Below are 15,296 nucleotides of genomic sequence, written 5' to 3' on the forward strand. Positions count from 1 at the left end.
GTCAATTATGGCTTTTGTAACAGGCGGGTAATCCTCTTCAAAGATTGCAAAGCCGCGGCGGAACTGCCATGTTTTTGCTCTACCCTGGGCCTGTGGTACTTCATCAGGGAGAATCAAGCCATGGATACCTTTTCTGCTTTTGCTTCCAGGGTGAGCTATTCCATACGCCCGCGCGTGCATGAAGTCGGCTTTGGCGAGTTTCGTGGCTGCGCCGATGTCATAGGTCGCCAAGGCGCCCATGCGTTCAGCTTTGCACGATTTTGCGACATGGTGCGTTCTGGCCGCGACCGTGCCGAGCTCGACGCGCTGCGCCTGGCGCAGCATCTGCAGGACACCGAATGCCGCCACGGCAAGAGCTGGATCTTGCCGGGGCAGGTCAGCGTGCGGTGCGAACCGGAACTGGTTCTGGATGTGCCCAGCAGCTTGCTGCGGCGCATCAAGGGCGGTCCGTCAAAACGGCATCTGAAAGTGGCTGCCTAAGGCGGGCTTTCTGCCGGCGATACCGCGCTATTGCAGCGCGGCGGGTCGCCAGCGGAAGGACGAGTCTGCCCAGGGCGTGCACGCTAGCCCCAGGGCATTGATGATGGGCGTGGCCGGATCCACCCAGACCCGGGCGGCATCTACCGGCAACACGACAGGCCGCTCCTGGCCGTCGTACTTGCCGCCGTCGGTGATGATGGCCAAGCCATCCTGCTTGCCGTGCGCGTTACCCGGGCGCCAAGCAGTGATTGCTGCGATGTATACCGGCTTGCCATCCGATGCGTGAATATATTGGCCGGGTTTGCCCTCGTCTTCGGCGGGTTCGTACCAACCGTCGGCCGGCACGAGCACACGCTGTGAAAGTAGCGGGCGCCACACTGCCGAGCCCCGCAGGAGCGTAGTCAGGGGTGCGTTGGCAACCGGTCGGCGCTTCCACCAGCTAGGGGCATAGCCCCAGTGGAATCTGTCCATGGCCGGCATATCGCCGAGACGATGGATAGCCAGTGGCCGGGAGCATGAGTCAGTGCTTTCCTCCCAGGCAGGGGACAAGCGCCGCGAGCCAGGGTCGAGACCAGTGAACAAGACTTCCATGTAATCCATGGGCCCGGATTTCTGAATGATTGTGCCGCACATGCTGGCTCCCGCGGTTGGCCAGTGAATAGGCAGGAAAAGGCGGGCGTTCGCCATGATCGCGTGCAACGTTGCTCGGCGGTGTGTTTCGCGATCGAACCTGTTTCCCGGTCGGATGGAGTCTTCCGGAGGCAAGCAACCTAGATGCGATCTTTTCGGGCGTACTTTTCGCGGACGTATTGCGCCAGCTCTTCTTCAGTGGAGCGCTGTCGCAGATAGTTCGCCGCCATGGTCCGCGATGCTACGGCTGTTTTGGCAGCTCGCAGTTCGGCCGGGCACAGGCGGCTATCGTAAGTGTCGGACGGTTTGAAGTGCGGATACGACATGACAATCCTCCCCATTGACGCTCGTAACCCGTTGTATCGCCGTCAACGCGATATCAGGGCAAAAATCAGGCGTGTGTCTCTCTGATTTCGCTATACATTGGCCGATTTTCTGATTTTCATCAAGTCTCAATCCGTCAGGTTTCGATAAATGCTCAAACTTGCGATGATTCGATGAGAGTTTGTGCATATTTTTGTCATTCTCAGCACATTTCTAATTAATTATGTTACTTTTTTGCATCATTGGTGTTGCGGCAATTCATCATCTTCACTGACGTTGTCGTTAGAGGCAGGGGGTGGAAAATGTCAATTAGGCTAAAAAATTGCAATCCCGCGCGATTCGGCTGCAGAGGGAAAGTGGTGTTTTGTTACGTAAATTAACGATATATAATGTAACTTATGTGGGGCTGGCGCAAGCCTGAGATAATAAAAATGTCATCCAGATAATCAACAAGAAAATAGCAGATGCGTTAGTAATTATCGCCCTGTGCTACTCAGCCTTAATAATCGATAATCGAATTGTGTCCGGCGGAAGAATTGATTTGTTACCTGCCGGGAGGCGGAAGGCTTCGTCGATGCAGTTGCCGCTATCGTTGCCGTTGCCGCTGCTTGGCAGTGGCCGTTCACCGCAAGCCAATGAAAAAGGCCCGCAAGCGATTGCGGGCCTTCGAATTCTGGTGGCGCATCCCTGATTCGAACAGGGGACCTGCGGATTATGATTCCGTCGCTCTAACCGGCTGAGCTAATGCGCCAAAATGTGCCAAGCATGAAGCACAAAATTCGTACTATCTTGCGAGCCTTTCCAGGCAACAGACGCCTGGGAAAGAACGAAATTCTAGCATGACCTTAACTTGCCGCGCAAACCCTTCAGGTGTCGCGCGCCAGGCGTATACCCGAGAACTGCCAGCGCGCTTCGGGCGGGAAAAAGTTGCGATAGGTGGCACGGATATGTCCCGCCGGCGTGGCGCACGAACCGCCGCGCAGCACGTACTGATTGCACATGAACTTGCCGTTGTATTCGCCTACGGCGCCAGGGGGCGGGGCATAGCCGGGATAGGCATCGTAGGCGCTGCTGGTCCATTCCCAGGTATCGCCGTATAGCTGCACCGGGCCGCCCGCGGCCGGGCGCTGGGGCGCCGCGCGAGGGTGCAGGTGGCCGTTGTCCAGCAGGTTGGCGTGCAGGGGGGGCTGGCTGGCGCGGGCCGCATGTTCCCATTCGGCTTCGCGGGGCAGGCGCACGCGAGCCCAGCGGGCGTACGCATCGGCCTCGTAATAACTGACATGGGTTACCGGTGCATGCGGGTCCAGCGCCTGCATGCCCAGCAGCGTGAAGACCTGCCAGTCGTCTTTCTGGCCTTCCCAATACAGCGGTGCGCGCCATTGTTCGGCGCAGACCCGGTCCCAGCCCAGCGACAGCCACAGTTCCGGGCGGCGGTAGCCGCCGTCGCGCATGAATTCCAGGTATTCGCCCTGCGTCACCAGGCGATCGGCCAAGTGGAAAGGGCGCAGCAGCACCTCGTGCGCGGGGCCTTCGTTGTCGAAGGCAAACCCTGGCGGCTCGTGCCCGATGCGTACGCAACCGCCTTCGTAGCGCGTCCATCCCGTGGGCGTGGCCGCGGGCAGCGAGCCTTGCCGGGCCCGAGCGTAAGCGGGCCTGAGCGGGTTGAGCGACAGGGCGTGCTTGATGTCGGTCAGGATCAGTTCCTGATGCTGCTGCTCATGGTTCAGGCCCAATACCACCAGTTGTGCGAATGCGGCGTCGGTTTCATCCGGACGGGCCAGCAATTCGGCCATGGCCGCATCGACGTGCTCGCGATAGCCTAGCACGTCGGCCAACGGCGGGCGCGACAGCATGCCGCGCTGCGGACGCGGGTGGCGGTCGCCGATGGCGTTGTAGTACGAATTGAACAGCATCCGGTAGTTCGGATGAAACGGCGGGTGCGCGGGCAAGAAGCGCGCCAGGATGAATGTTTCGAAGAACCAGGTGGTGTGGGCCAGGTGCCATTTCACGGGACTGCAGTCGGGCATGGACTGGATCTGGCAGTCTTCGGGGCTGAGCGGATCGGCCAGCGCCCGGGATTGGGCGCGCACACGGCTATAGCGCTGTGCCAGGCTGGGCGCGGTGGCATCTTGATGCGGAGCGGATTGGGTGAGCAGGCAAGCGGGGTCCATGGCGGTATCTTGTCGCGTAGAAGAGCGTAATGCGAGTTCAGGCGTGCGCGCTGAATACGGAAAACCAGTCGCGTGTGTCCGACCAGTGCTGGATGCGGGAGTAGCCGGCGCGCACGAGCAGGTCGCGAAAGCCGTCCACCGTGTATTTGTAGGAATTCTCGGTATGGATGCGCTCGCCGCTTTCGAAGCGCCGCTGTGCGCCCGGCCAACCGACGCTTACATCGCCCAGCGCCTGCAGGTACATTTGCATGCGCGAGTGCGCTTCGTCGTAGTGGGCGACGTGGCTCCAGCCGTGCACATCGAAATCGCTGCCCAGTATGCCGTTGACGTGCCGCAGCAGGTTCAGGTTGAACGCGGCGGTCAGGTGCAGCGCGTCATCGTAGGCGGGCTCCAGGATGCTGCGCGGCTTGACGCGGTCTATGCCGACCAGCAGGCCGCCGTCGGCACAGGCAGCCCGTATGCGTGTCAGCATTGCCAGGGCCTGGCCAGGATCCAGGTTGCCGATGCTTGAACCAGGATAGAAAAACAGGCGTCCCGCGGCCGGGATGCAGTCGGGCAGATTCAGCGCATGATGGAAGTCCTGGCCCACTGCGATGATCTCGAGCCCTGGGTGGGCATGTTCCAGGCGCTGGACGGCTCCGCGCAGATAGTCTGCCGAGATGTCGATGGGAACATAGCGCCCTGGCCGAAGGTCGGCAAACAGCCGCTCGGCCTTGACGCAATCGCCCGCACCCAGGTCGATCAGCGAATTCACGGTGCCCACGTGGCGGGCGATGTCGGCGGCATGATCGCGCAGGATTTCTGCTTCGCAGCGGGTGGGGTAATACTCGGGCAACTGGGTGATGGCGGTGAACAGGCTCGAGCCCAGGCGGTCGTACAGGTATTTTGGGTCGATATGCGCTGGGCGCGCGAGCAGGCCAGCCTGCAATTCCTGGAGGGCTTGGCTGGCCGCATTGGGCGAGGGTTCCAGGAACGAGGATGGCGCAGTGGCGAGCATGCTGCGGGGCTGGACCATGCGGTTGCTTCCTTGCAGTAGCGCTTGGCGCGGCACTTATTGTGGCCGCTGACCCCGTCGCACTGTCAAGCCCCGCGCGCGGATTGCAATGTTTTTTAACGAAACGCAAGCAGGCTGTGGCGCTGGCGAGAAAGTGTGTCCACGCCGCGGGGGGCCGAAATACCGCATTACTGCTGGTTGCGAAACCACAGGACAGCACGGGGCGGTACGAGCAGAATAAAGCCCAGAGCAATATGCCAAGGGACTGCGTATGTCGTCGATGATCGTGGCGCGTTTCGATAGTGTTCCGTCGGCAAAAAGCGCGGCGCATGCCCTTTTTGCCGAAGGTTTCCGGGAAGAGGCGGTAAGCCTGTTCCGGGGCGGGCGCCGTACGGGGCGGGTCCAATCGTGGGATGAAGATCCGGAGGCCCCGGCCGGCCATGTGCGCTATGGCATGGCGTGGCGCGCGGCGGCGCTGGCCGCCGCCGGGGCGCTGCTGGGCACCCTGGCCGCGATGTTCCTGGTGCGCGGCGATTTCGCGGTGATAGGCGGTGCCGTGCTGGGTGCCTGCACAGGGGCGGCCATCGGTGCATGGTGGGCAGGCCTGCGCCTGATGGCGGCACGCAATGCGCGGCTACACAATGTGCCCGCCGTCGAGCAGGCGGTGCTATTGGCCGTGCATGTCGAGCCAGATGAAGAAGAAGCAGTCATGGGCCTGCTGCGCGATGCGGGCGGCTTCCAGGTCGACCGCGAACATGGCCGCTGGCGTGGCGGACGCTGGACCGATCGAGAGTCGGGGCGCCGCAATACGTCGTCGCGCCGTACGACGGTATCGCATCGCACTCAGTGGCAGCCCTGACACAACGAGACAAAAGCTATGCAGGCCGGCGATCTTGGACGTACGGCGCAATACCTGGCGTGGCTGATGCTGGCATCCGCGCTGGCGGCGTGCGCCTCTGTCCCGGATGCGCAAGAACGCCGCCTTCGCCAGCAGCAGGCCGGGCAATCGGCCGATACGGGCTGGTCCAGCTATGAAAAGGGCAGGGATATCGTGGCCCATGCGGATGCTCGCTCGCAAGATTTCCACGCCCGCCACCAGGCTGTCGAACAGGCCATCAGCGGCGCGCCCCTGGTGCGTGGCAATGAAGTACGCCTGTTGGCCGATGGGCCGGGCACCTTTCGCGCCATGCTGGAATCCATCGACAATGCGCGGCATTACGTGCATATGGAAACCTATATTTTCGACGACGACGAAGAGGGCCAGCGTTTCGCCGACGCGTTGATCGCGGCGCATCGGCGCGGCGCTGCGGTTGCCGTCATGATCGACGCGGTGGGCACGCTGGGTACCCCCGATGCCTTGTTCGACCGGATGCGCGACGCGGGCGTGCAAGTGGCGGTGTTCAATCCGGTGAATCCAGCCGAGGCGCGGGCGGGTTGGTCGCCCAATCAGCGCAATCACCGCAAGCTGCTGGTCGTGGACGGCAAGGTCGGCTACCTGGGCGGCATCAATGTCAGCAGCGTGTACTCGTCGGGCTCGCGGCCGGCCAGCGGTGGCCGCGACGCGCAACCCTGGCGCGATACCCACATACGCATTGCGGGGCCGGCGGTGGCCGAACTCGAGCGTGTCATCCTGGCGGGCTGGGAATCCCAGAAGGGGCCGCCGCTGGTGCCGCGGGACTTTTTTCCGAAGATCGCCGCGCAAGGCGACCTGACGGTGCGCATCCTGGCCAACCAGCCCGATCGCAGCGATGGCTACACGGTGTACTTGACGCTGATGTCGGCCTTTGAAAGCGCTCAGCAATCCATTCACATCACCATGGCATATTTTGTGCCCGATCCGGCCTTCGTCGAGGCGCTGGAAAACGCCGCGCAGCGCGGCGTGGATGTCGGGCTGGTGCTGCCGGGTTTCAGCGATTCGTCGCTGGTGTTCCATGCCGGGCGTTCGCACTATGAAGGCCTGCTCGAGGCCGGTGTCAAGATCTACGAGCGTCGCGATGCCCTGCTGCATGCCAAAACTGTCGTGGTCGATGGGGTGTGGTCCACGGTGGGTTCCAGCAACATGGACTGGCGCAGCTTTGCCTTGAACTACGAGATCAACGCGGTGATCCTGGGGCCCCAATTCGGTGCCGAGATGGAGGCCCTGTTCGATAGCGACGTGGCCGCGGCCCAGCAAGTCACGTTGCAGGACTGGCACAAGCGCAGCCCCGATGACAGGTTCATGGAGTTCTTTTCGCGCTTGTTCGAACGCTGGCTATAGATCGCCCGCAGCGGCGGCCCGCCCGCACCGATCAGGCTGTGGCTGCCGCCGTCTGGGCCCGATGGATGGCAGCCAGGGCCACGGTCACATCATGCGCAGGCTGGAACGAGTCGGGCCGCGCCATCGGCCAACCCACTTTGAACAAGGTGTGGCGGAATTCGCCGCGCAGCAATTCGCCCGGCTCCAGTTCAGGGAACAATGCCGACAGCAGGCGTACTTCGCTGGAGGAAACGCGCCGTGCAATGTGGTGGGGCCGTAGCAGGCTGGGGTGGCTCAGGCCGGCGGCCTGCAGCAACTCGGCCAACGCGTGCAGCGTATTGCGATGGAAATTGGCCACGCGCTGTGCTTTGTCGGGCACCACCAGGGCCCGCTGGCGCAAGGGGTCCTGGGTGGTGACGCCGGTGGGGCACTTGCCCGTGTGGCAGGCTTGCGCCTGGATGCAGCCGATGGCGAACATGAAACCCCGCGCGGCATTGCACCAGTCGGCACCCATGGCCATGACGCGAGCCATGTCGAATGCGGTGATGATCTTCCCGGATGCTCCCAGCCGGATACGGTCGCGCAGGTTCACACCGATCAGGGTGTTGTGTACCAGGCGCAGCGCCTCGCGCAAGGGTGTGCCCACATGATCGACGAACTCGACGGGAGCGGCACCGGTGCCGCCTTCGGCGCCGTCGACCACGATGAAGTCGGGCGTGATGCCTGTTTCCAGCATGGCCTTCACGATGGCGAACCATTCCCAGGGATGGCCCAGGCACAATTTGAAGCCCACCGGCTTGCCTTCGGAGAGTTCGCGCAGGCGCGCCACAAAGTGCAGCAAGCCGATCGGCGAGTCGAATGCGCTGTGGCTGGACGGCGAATTGCAGTCCTGCCAGGCGGCGACGCCGCGCGCTTCGGCGATTTCGGCCGTGACCTTGGCGCCGGGCAAGATGCCGCCATGGCCAGGCTTGGCACCTTGCGACAGTTTTATTTCGATCATCTTCACCTGGGGAGTACAGGCGTTGCGCACGAAGGCGGCTTCGGAAAATGCGCCGCTTTCGTCGCGGCATCCGAAATAGCCGGAGCCGATGTTCCAGACCAGTGCACCGCCGGGCTGGCGGTGATAGCGGCTGATTCCGCCTTCGCCGGTGTCGTGCGCGAAATTGCCCAGCCGCGCGCCTTCGTTCAGGGCCATTATCGCGTTGGCCGACAGCGCGCCAAAACTCATGGCCGAGACATTGAACGCCGACATGGAGTACGGTTGGGTACAGTCGGGACCGCCTACCGTCACGCGGAAGTCGGGGTCGGCAACATGCGCCGCTACCAGCGAATGGTTGATCCATTCGTAGCGGTCTCCGTAGACGTCCTCCTGGGTACCGAACGGGCGCTTGTCGATCTCCTGCTTGGCGCGCTGGTACACGATAGAACGTTGTGAGCGCGAGAATGGCGCGGCATGCGTGTCGTCTTCGAGGAAGTACTGGCGGATCTCGGGGCGGATGAATTCGAACAGGAAACGCAGGTTGCCCAGTACCGGGTAGTTGCGGCGGATGGCATGGCGGACTTGGATCATGTCGTAGACGCCCAGCAGCGTCAGCAGCCCCAACGGCACGGCTGCCCACAGCCAGGCGGGCGACGTTATCGCCAGCAGGGTGGTGATGACGGTGCCCAGCAGCACCAAAACAAAGCTTGTGTATCGGCCGACCATCCAGCTCATGCCCGTCTCCTGATTGCGGATGACGGCAACCATACCACCAGACGCGGCACGCGTGATGCGCGCCATGCTGGATGGCGGTTTGCCAAAACGAGGCGGCCGGCGTGCGCTCGGCCGGGAGGGACGACAGTGCCAGCGTGGAAAATGGCTATGGAAATAGAATTATTTATTGTTGATAACTATTGGTAGTGCAGGCGCAGCGCCAGCGCGGCCAGCGTAGCCAACAGCACTGGCAAGGTCAGCACGATGCCGACCCTGAAGTAGTACCCCCATGTGATGCGCAGGCCCTTGCGTGCCAGCACGTGTAGCCACAGCAGCGTGGCCAGGCTGCCGATGGGCGTGATTTTCGGGCCCAGGTCGGTACCGATGACGTTGGCGTAGATCATGGCGTCGCGCACGGCGCCGGTGGCGCTGGTGTCGGCGATGGCCAGCGCGCCGACCAGCACGGCCGGCAAGTTGTTCATCACCGAGGCCAGGAATGCTGTCACCAGCCCCGTGCCCATCGCCGCGCCCCAGATGCCATGGCGGGCAAAGCTCTCGAGCAGCTCGGTCAGGTAGGCGGTGAGGCCGGCGTTGCGCAACCCATACACCACCAGGTACATGCCCAGCGAGAACACCACGATGTGCCAGGGCGCTTCGCGCATGATGCGGCGCGTGCCCACGATATGCTGGCGGCCCGCCACCAGCAGCAGCGCGAGAGCGCCCGCGGCCGCAATGGCGCTGACCGGAATGCCCAGGGGTTCCAGGACAAAAAAACCTACCAGCAATAGCCCCAGTACCGCCACGCCGGTGCGGAAGGTGATCGGGTCGCGGATCGCCGAGCGCGGCGCGGGCAATTGCGCTACATCGTAGCGAGCCGGGATGTTCTTGCGAAAGTACAGGAACAGCACGGCGAGGGTGGCGGCCACCGCGGCGAAGTTGACCGGGACCATGACCGAGGCGTAGCGGCCGAAGCCGATGCCGAAGAAATCGGCCGACACGATGTTCACCAGATTCGATACCACCAGCGGGGTGCTGGCCGTGTCGGCGATAAAGCCGGCAGCCATCACGAACGCCAGCGTGGCGCCGGGGCCGAAGCCCAGCGCCAGCAGCATTTCCATCACGATGGGCGTCAGGATCAGGGCGGCGCCGTCGTTGGCGAACAAGGCCGATACCGCGGCGCCCAGCAGCACGATCAGCGCGAACAGCCAGTGGCCCCGGCCGCGTCCCCAGCGCGCCACGTGCAGGGCGGCCCATTCGAAAAAGCCGGCCGCATCCAGGATGATGCTGGTGATGATGATGGCAATAAACGTGGCGGTGGCATTCCAGACGATTTGCCAGACCGCGGCCACGTCGGCGAGCTGGACCGCCCCGGTCAGCAGCGCCACCGCTGCGCCTGCGGTGGCGCTCCAGCCGATGCCCAGCCCGCGTGGCTGCCAGATGACGAACGTCAGCGTGGCGATGAAGATGGCGGCGGGCAGCAGCATGGCGGCGTAGTTCGGGAAGGAGAGCAGGTGCTGATCCAGGCGACCAGCAGTGACACCGTCGGTACCGACAGGATGGTCGACAGCAGGATGGCGCGGGGGATTTGAAGAGCGCCCATTCTACTGTGCGCCAGTGGGTTCCAGGCGGGCGCTTTGCCTGCGAAAATCCGGGTGTGCCTGATTGGCACTCGCCTTTATCGACTATTGCCGGAGACCCGCCATGCCTATCCCGCCCACTATCCGTATCGTCCTGGGAACCTGGGAGCGCCTGCGCGACGATGCCTACGCCGTGCGCCACGAGGTGTTCGTGCTAGAGCAACTGGTGCCGGTCGACATCGAACTCGACGATGACGATCCGTTGGCGGTGCATGCGGTGGCGTATGGCGCCGATGGGGCGCCCGTGGCCACTGGCCGGTTGTTGCCCGATGGCCATATCGGCCGCATGGCCGTGCGCAAGGTGGCTCGCGGCAGTGGGGTGGGGGGGCAGGTGCTGGATGCGCTGATCGCGCAGGGGCATGGCGATGGCCATCGGATGTTGCTGCTGCACGCCCAGACCCACGCTCGCGGTTTCTATGAGGCCCATGGGTTCATGGCGCAGGGCGAGGAATTCGTCGAGGCCGGCATCAACCACATTGCCATGGCCCATGTCCTGGGGGGCTGAGCCTGGCCTCGGGATCACCGCCGGGCAAAGAAAAACCCCGGACGCCTTGCGAGCGATCGGGGTTTTCCTGGCGCATCGCGCAGGTAGGTCGCGATGTAGCAATTGGTGCCCAGGAGAGGACTCGAACCTCCACACCTTGCGGCACATGGACCTGAACCATGCGCGTCTACCAATTCCGCCACCTGGGCGCTGTTGTTCGGGCGCGTTGTTGTCTAATTGCGTTTGAACATCAGAGGACGCGCATTATGCACACATTCCAGGCGCGGCGCAACTTGGGCGAGCGGGCGGCGCGGCCGGCATGTCGGCGCTGCTTGCGGCCGCTGGCGCACTGCCTGTGCAGCTGGATCCCGTCGCTGGGCAGTCGTACCCGCGTGCTGGTGCTGCAGCATCCGGAAGAGGCGCGCCATGCGCTGAATACCGCACGGCTGGCGGTGCTGGGCCTGCGCAATGCCAGCCTGCACGTAGGCCGGCATTTCGATGCCGATTTGTGGCAAGTGGCCGGCTACCAGCCCTGGCTGCTGTTCCCGGGCGAAGGCGCCGAAGTCCTGGCTCCCGCCGACGCGGCTGATCCGGCGCAAGCGCCGCCGCGGTTGCTGGTGGTGCCGGATGGCACGTGGCGGCATGCGCGCCAGTTGCTGGCCGCGCACCCCGGGTTGGCGGCATTGCCGCGCGCGACCTTGGCCGACGGGCAGCTATCGCGCTACCGGGTGCGCCATGCCGGGCACCCGCAGGCGCTTGCCACGATAGAGGCCGTGGCAGCGGCGCTGGACGCACTGGAGGCGCCGCACTCGTTCGTCGCGTTGCTCAAGCCTTTCGAGATATTGGTGGCCGGGCAGATCGCCGCGATGGGGCAAGAGCGCTATCAGCGCGACCACGTGCGGCGTGCCGGCAGCCGGGCGGCAAAGTGTGAATAGAGGCCCCGCCCTGAGGAGGCCTGACGGCAAAAACAAACCCCCGGCAACCTGACGGTTGCCGGGGGTTTGGGGTGGTGGCCCGGGCATGGCCCGAACCGCCTGAATTCCGTGGTGCCCAGGAGAGGACTCGAACCTCCACACCTTGCGGCACATGGACCTGAACCATGCGCGTCTACCAATTCCGCCACCTGGGCACTGAGCAAAACCTTGCAGATTTGTATGATACGCTGCAACCAACTAGCGACGCATCACAATGTACTACCATCCGGTCTTGCCGCAGTGATCAGCCTTGGGCAGACCACAGAAGCAAAAGATTATATACAGGATTACCAACTTTGGCAAAACGATCGAGTAAAGATTCTCATAACAATAACAACGGCAGATCAGGATCCGTCTCGCCCGAAACGCCCCCCGACTTCGACCCCGATGTGCCCTCGCGAGAGGCCATTCTGAAGGCGTTGCGGTCAGCCGGATCGCCGCTGTCGCCCGCTGAACTGGCCGAGCGCATGGGAGTGCAACGACCGGCCACGCTGGTCGGTTTCGAGCGCCGCCTGGGCGCCATGGAGCGTGACGGCCAACTGATGCCCAACCGCAAGGGTGTGCTGCTGCTGGCCACCAAGCTGGATTTCGTGGCCGGCAAGGTGCAGGGGCACCGCGACGGCTTCGGTTTCCTGCTGCGCGATGACGGCGGCCCCGACTTGTTCCTGTCGCCGCGCGAGATGCTCAAGGTGCTGCACGGGGACCGCGTGCTGGTCAAGCCTTCGGGTGAATACCGTGGCAAGCCCGAAGGCATGATCGTCGAGGTCATCGAGCGGCGCACCAACAAGCTGGTGGGGCGCTTCCTGCACGAACACGGCTTGTCCATCGTTGTGCCGGAAGACCAGCGCATCAAGCACGACATCCTGATCCCGCCGGGCGATACCAACGGTGCGCAGCACGGTCAGGTGGTGGCGGTGCAGATCATGGAACAGCCGACCCGCCATACCCAGCCGCTGGGCCGCGTATCCGAAGTGCTGGGCGAGATCGACGACCCCGGCATGGAGATCGAAATTGCGGTGCGCAAGTTCGACGTGCCGGTCGAGTTCTCGGAGCCCGCCGCCAAGCAAGCCTCGCGCCTGCCCGACACGGTGCGCAAGGCCGACCTGAAAGAGCGCATCGACCTGCGCGACGTACCCTTGATCACGATCGACGGCGAGGACGCGCGCGACTTCGACGACGCGGTCTATTGCGAACCGGTGGAACTGGGCACCGGCCAGCGCAAGCGGCCGGGCTGGCGCCTGCTGGTGGCCATTGCCGATGTCAGCCATTATGTGGCGCCCCACGACGCGCTGGATGACGACGCCCTGGAGCGCGGCACCAGCGTGTATTTCCCGCGCCGGGTCATCCCGATGCTGCCCGAATCCCTGTCCAATGGCCTGTGTTCGCTGAACCCGCAAGTCGACCGGCTGGTGCTGGTGTGCGACATGGTGATTCCGGCCTCGGGCGCCAAGGCGGGCACCATCTCGGCCTACCAGTTCTACAACGCGGTCATCCATTCACATGCGCGCACGACCTATACCCAGATATGGGAGGCCCTGCAGCAGCCGGGCGGCCCCGTGGCGCATGCGCTGGGCGCGGTGATGCCGCATGTGCGTCACTTGCACGAGCTCTACCAACTGCTGGTGCAGCAGCGCAAGAAACGCGGCGCCATCGATTTCGATACGATCGAGACCAAGATCGTATGCAACGAACTGGGCCGCATCGAACAGATCGTGGGCGTGGTGCGCAACGATGCGCACAAGCTGATCGAAGAATGCATGCTGGCCGCCAACACTTGCGCGGCCGACTTCATGAGTCGCAGCAAACATCCGGGCCTGTACCGCATTCACGAAGGCCCCACGCCTGAGCGCCTGACCTCGCTGCGCGAGTTCTTGCGCACGATGGGCTTATCGCTGGGCGGCGGCGAAGCGCCTACCGCCAAGGACTATGGCGAATTCCTCGACAGCGTGCGCAGCCGGCCCGACTTCCAGTTGCTGCAGACGATGTGCCTGCGCTCGATGCAGCAGGCCATCTACAGTCCGGATAACGTCGGCCATTTCGGGTTGGCTTATCCGGCATACAGCCATTTCACATCGCCGATCCGGCGCTACCCCGACCTGCTGACGCATCGGGTGATCAAGGCCTTGCTGGCGGGCAGGCGCTACGTTCCGGGCCTGGAAGAACAGCCGCTGGTCATCGGCCGCACGCAGCGCGAACACGAGCATGCCACCTGGGAAAAGCTGGGGCTGCTGCTGTCGGCCAGCGAACGACGCGCCGACGAGGCCTCGCGCGATGTCGAGGCCTGGCTGAAGTGCTGGTTCGTCAAAGAGCGGGTCGGCGAGGACTTCAGCGGCACGGTGACGGGCGTGGCCAGTTTCGGTGTGTTTGTCACGCTGGATACGCTGCACGTCGAGGGCCTGGTGCATGTGTCGGAGCTGGGCGGCGAGTACTTCCAGTTCAACGAGGCCTTGCACGAATTGCGCGGCGAACGCACTGGCATGCGCTACCGGCTGACCGACAAGGTGCAGGTGCAGGTGTCGCGCGTCGACCTGGAAGCGCGCCGCATCGAGTTCCGCCTGGTCCAGGGCACCAGCTTCGACGCGCTGCGCAAGGCGGCCTCGCGCAACCCCGACGAGCCGCGCAAGGTTAAGAAGGCTGCCGCGCCCAAGCCGGCCGCGCTCAAGGGGCAGACCGCCAAGCAGCGGCGCGCCCAGGCCAAGAAGGCGGCCAAGCCGGCGCCCGCGGCCAAGAAGCACGCTCCCGCCAAGAAGGCCGCGCCACACGGCCGCCGGTAAGCCGGCGCCGGGCGCCGGCCTGCCGCAAGCAGTAACATTGCGGATGCCGCCGGGTTTGCATCATTGCGCCCCGGCGGGCCGGCCGCAGGCGGCCGGGGTTTTGCTATCCACAACAAGGTGAATATTCATGGCGTCGGCCCAAGTACTGGCGGGGTTTCACGCGGTGGTGGCGCGTTTGCGGCACGCGCCCGAATCGATCAAGGACATCTATGTCGAGGCCTCGCGCCGCGACAAGCGCATGCAGTCCTTCCTGGAACAGGCCGAACGGGCAGGGCGGCGCGTGCACCCGGTGTCGGCCGAGAGGCTGGACGGCCTGGCGCACGGCACCCGCCACCAGGGCGTGGTGGCGCTGGCCGAAGAGCGTCTGCTGGCGGTGGACGTCGATGAAGTGCTGGACACCATCGAGGGCCCGGCGCTGCTGCTGGTGCTCGACGGGGTCACCGACCCGCATAACCTGGGGGCCTGCCTGCGCACCGCCGATGCCGCCGGCGTGCACGCGGTGGTCGCGCCGCGCGACCGCGCGGTAGGGCTCAACAGCACTGTGCAGCGGGTGGCTTGCGGCGCGGCCGATACGGTGCCCTACATCACTGTGACCAACCTGGCGCGCACGCTGCGCGCCCTGAAAGAGCGGGATGTATGGGTCGTGGGCACCGATGACCAGGCCACCGCCAGCCTGCATGCCGTCGACGCGCGCCGGCCGCTGGCCTGGGTGATGGGCGCCGAGGGCGAAGGCATGCGGCGCCTGACGCGCGAAACCTGCGACCAATTGGTCAATATCCCCATGCTGGGCTCGGTCGAGAGCCTGAATGTCAGCGTGGCCAGTGCCGTCTGCCTTTACGAGGCCGTGCGCCAACGGCAGGAGTAAACTTTTCCGCCTGCGTCGATCACCGCGCGGCGAT

General features: G+C 64.1%; 13 protein-coding genes and 3 tRNA genes. 7 read left to right on the forward strand and 9 right to left on the reverse strand.

Annotated elements, in window-relative coordinates:
* Window positions 1-120: 120 nt before the first annotated feature.
* Window positions 121-480 (forward strand): hypothetical protein, encoded by a 360-nt coding sequence (locus KW845_RS22315; RefSeq protein WP_218371569.1) that lies wholly within the window; start codon window positions 121-123, stop codon window positions 478-480.
* Between the two features lie 27 nt (window positions 481-507).
* On the opposite strand, the gene KW845_RS22320 is transcribed toward KW845_RS22315, so the two are convergent.
* The 5 genes from KW845_RS22320 to egtD all read right to left on the reverse strand — a co-directional run bounded on the left by KW845_RS22320 (window position 508) and on the right by egtD (window position 4,620).
* Window positions 508-1,167, reverse strand: a complete 660-nt coding sequence (locus tag KW845_RS22320; RefSeq protein WP_370628276.1) for an SOS response-associated peptidase family protein — start codon at window positions 1,165-1,167, stop codon at window positions 508-510.
* An 83-nt stretch (window positions 1,168-1,250) separates the two neighbouring features.
* Window positions 1,251-1,436 (reverse strand): hypothetical protein, encoded by a 186-nt coding sequence (locus KW845_RS22325; protein ID WP_218371571.1) that lies wholly within the window; start codon window positions 1,434-1,436, stop codon window positions 1,251-1,253.
* A 672-nt stretch (window positions 1,437-2,108) separates the two neighbouring features.
* Window positions 2,109-2,185, reverse strand: a tRNA-Met gene (locus KW845_RS22330).
* Between the two features lie 115 nt (window positions 2,186-2,300).
* Window positions 2,301-3,605 (reverse strand): ergothioneine biosynthesis protein EgtB, encoded by a 1,305-nt coding sequence (gene egtB, locus KW845_RS22335; protein ID WP_218371572.1) that lies wholly within the window; start codon window positions 3,603-3,605, stop codon window positions 2,301-2,303.
* Window positions 3,606-3,642: 37 nt separating this feature from the next.
* The gene (egtD, locus tag KW845_RS22340) at window positions 3,643-4,620 is read right to left on the reverse strand and encodes an L-histidine N(alpha)-methyltransferase (RefSeq protein WP_218371573.1); all 978 of its coding nucleotides are present in this window, start codon (window positions 4,618-4,620) and stop codon (window positions 3,643-3,645) included.
* 250 nt (window positions 4,621-4,870) lie between these two features.
* Between egtD and KW845_RS22345 the strand changes: the two genes are divergently transcribed.
* Together KW845_RS22345 and cls are read left to right on the forward strand one after the other, a co-directional pair.
* Window positions 4,871-5,458 (forward strand): hypothetical protein, encoded by a 588-nt coding sequence (locus KW845_RS22345; RefSeq protein ID WP_218371574.1) that lies wholly within the window; start codon window positions 4,871-4,873, stop codon window positions 5,456-5,458.
* 18 nt (window positions 5,459-5,476) lie between these two features.
* Entirely contained in the window at window positions 5,477-6,856 is a 1,380-nt protein-coding gene (cls, locus tag KW845_RS22350) for a cardiolipin synthase (RefSeq protein ID WP_218371575.1), read from the forward strand.
* Between the two features lie 31 nt (window positions 6,857-6,887).
* Here cls and KW845_RS22355 read toward each other — a convergent pair whose 3' ends face one another.
* On the reverse strand, window positions 6,888-8,549 hold the full coding sequence (locus KW845_RS22355) for an FMN-binding glutamate synthase family protein (protein WP_218371576.1): 1,662 nt from the start codon (window positions 8,547-8,549) through the stop codon (window positions 6,888-6,890).
* A gap of 176 nt (window positions 8,550-8,725) precedes the next feature.
* Window positions 8,726-10,012, reverse strand: a complete 1,287-nt coding sequence (locus KW845_RS22360) for an arsenic transporter (protein ID WP_218371577.1) — start codon at window positions 10,010-10,012, stop codon at window positions 8,726-8,728.
* 217 nt (window positions 10,013-10,229) lie between these two features.
* Here KW845_RS22360 and KW845_RS22365 point away from each other — a divergent pair, with 217 nt between their 5' ends.
* Window positions 10,230-10,670: a GNAT family N-acetyltransferase gene (locus KW845_RS22365; RefSeq protein WP_218371578.1), complete on the forward strand. Its 441-nt coding sequence runs from the start codon at window positions 10,230-10,232 to the stop codon at window positions 10,668-10,670.
* Window positions 10,671-10,773: 103 nt separating this feature from the next.
* Here the strand turns inward: KW845_RS22365 and KW845_RS22370 are convergent.
* Window positions 10,774-10,858: transfer RNA gene (locus KW845_RS22370), tRNA-Leu, on the reverse strand.
* A gap of 57 nt (window positions 10,859-10,915) precedes the next feature.
* On the opposite strand from KW845_RS22370, the gene KW845_RS22375 reads away from it, so the two are divergent.
* Window positions 10,916-11,584, forward strand: coding sequence for a tRNA-uridine aminocarboxypropyltransferase (locus tag KW845_RS22375; RefSeq protein WP_218371579.1), 669 nt, complete (start codon window positions 10,916-10,918; stop codon window positions 11,582-11,584).
* 109 nt (window positions 11,585-11,693) lie between these two features.
* Here the strand turns inward: KW845_RS22375 and KW845_RS22380 are convergent.
* Window positions 11,694-11,778, reverse strand: a tRNA-Leu gene (locus KW845_RS22380).
* 141 nt (window positions 11,779-11,919) lie between these two features.
* Between KW845_RS22380 and rnr the strand changes: the two genes are divergently transcribed.
* Both rnr and rlmB read left to right on the forward strand, forming a co-directional pair.
* Complete coding sequence (rnr, locus tag KW845_RS22385; RefSeq protein WP_218371580.1) at window positions 11,920-14,397, forward strand: ribonuclease R; 2,478 nt, start codon at window positions 11,920-11,922, stop codon at window positions 14,395-14,397.
* A gap of 127 nt (window positions 14,398-14,524) precedes the next feature.
* Window positions 14,525-15,262, forward strand: coding sequence for a 23S rRNA (guanosine(2251)-2'-O)-methyltransferase RlmB (gene rlmB / locus KW845_RS22390; RefSeq protein WP_218371581.1), 738 nt, complete (start codon window positions 14,525-14,527; stop codon window positions 15,260-15,262).
* Window positions 15,263-15,296: the final 34 nt, after the last annotated feature.

It is taken from the genome of Bordetella sp. BOR01 (assembly GCF_019218885.1).
Taxonomy (GTDB): domain Bacteria; phylum Pseudomonadota; class Gammaproteobacteria; order Burkholderiales; family Burkholderiaceae_B; genus Bordetella_A.

Coding starts and splice junctions, on each gene's coding strand:
- KW845_RS22315 (WP_218371569.1), top strand. CDS start 121: ATGGATACCTTTTCTGCTTTTGCTTCCAGGGTGAGCTATTCCATACGC.
- KW845_RS22320 (WP_370628276.1), bottom strand. CDS start 1,167: ATGGCGAACGCCCGCCTTTTCCTGCCTATTCACTGGCCAACCGCGGGA.
- cls (WP_218371575.1), top strand. CDS start 5,477: ATGCAGGCCGGCGATCTTGGACGTACGGCGCAATACCTGGCGTGGCTG.
- egtD (WP_218371573.1), bottom strand. CDS start 4,620: ATGGTCCAGCCCCGCAGCATGCTCGCCACTGCGCCATCCTCGTTCCTG.
- KW845_RS22345 (WP_218371574.1), top strand. CDS start 4,871: ATGTCGTCGATGATCGTGGCGCGTTTCGATAGTGTTCCGTCGGCAAAA.
- egtB (WP_218371572.1), bottom strand. CDS start 3,605: ATGGACCCCGCTTGCCTGCTCACCCAATCCGCTCCGCATCAAGATGCC.
- KW845_RS22355 (WP_218371576.1), bottom strand. CDS start 8,549: ATGAGCTGGATGGTCGGCCGATACACAAGCTTTGTTTTGGTGCTGCTG.
- KW845_RS22375 (WP_218371579.1), top strand. CDS start 10,916: ATGCACACATTCCAGGCGCGGCGCAACTTGGGCGAGCGGGCGGCGCGG.
- KW845_RS22360 (WP_218371577.1), bottom strand. CDS start 10,012: ATGCTGCTGCCCGCCGCCATCTTCATCGCCACGCTGACGTTCGTCATC.
- KW845_RS22325 (WP_218371571.1), bottom strand. CDS start 1,436: ATGTCGTATCCGCACTTCAAACCGTCCGACACTTACGATAGCCGCCTG.
- KW845_RS22365 (WP_218371578.1), top strand. CDS start 10,230: ATGCCTATCCCGCCCACTATCCGTATCGTCCTGGGAACCTGGGAGCGC.
- rlmB (WP_218371581.1), top strand. CDS start 14,525: ATGGCGTCGGCCCAAGTACTGGCGGGGTTTCACGCGGTGGTGGCGCGT.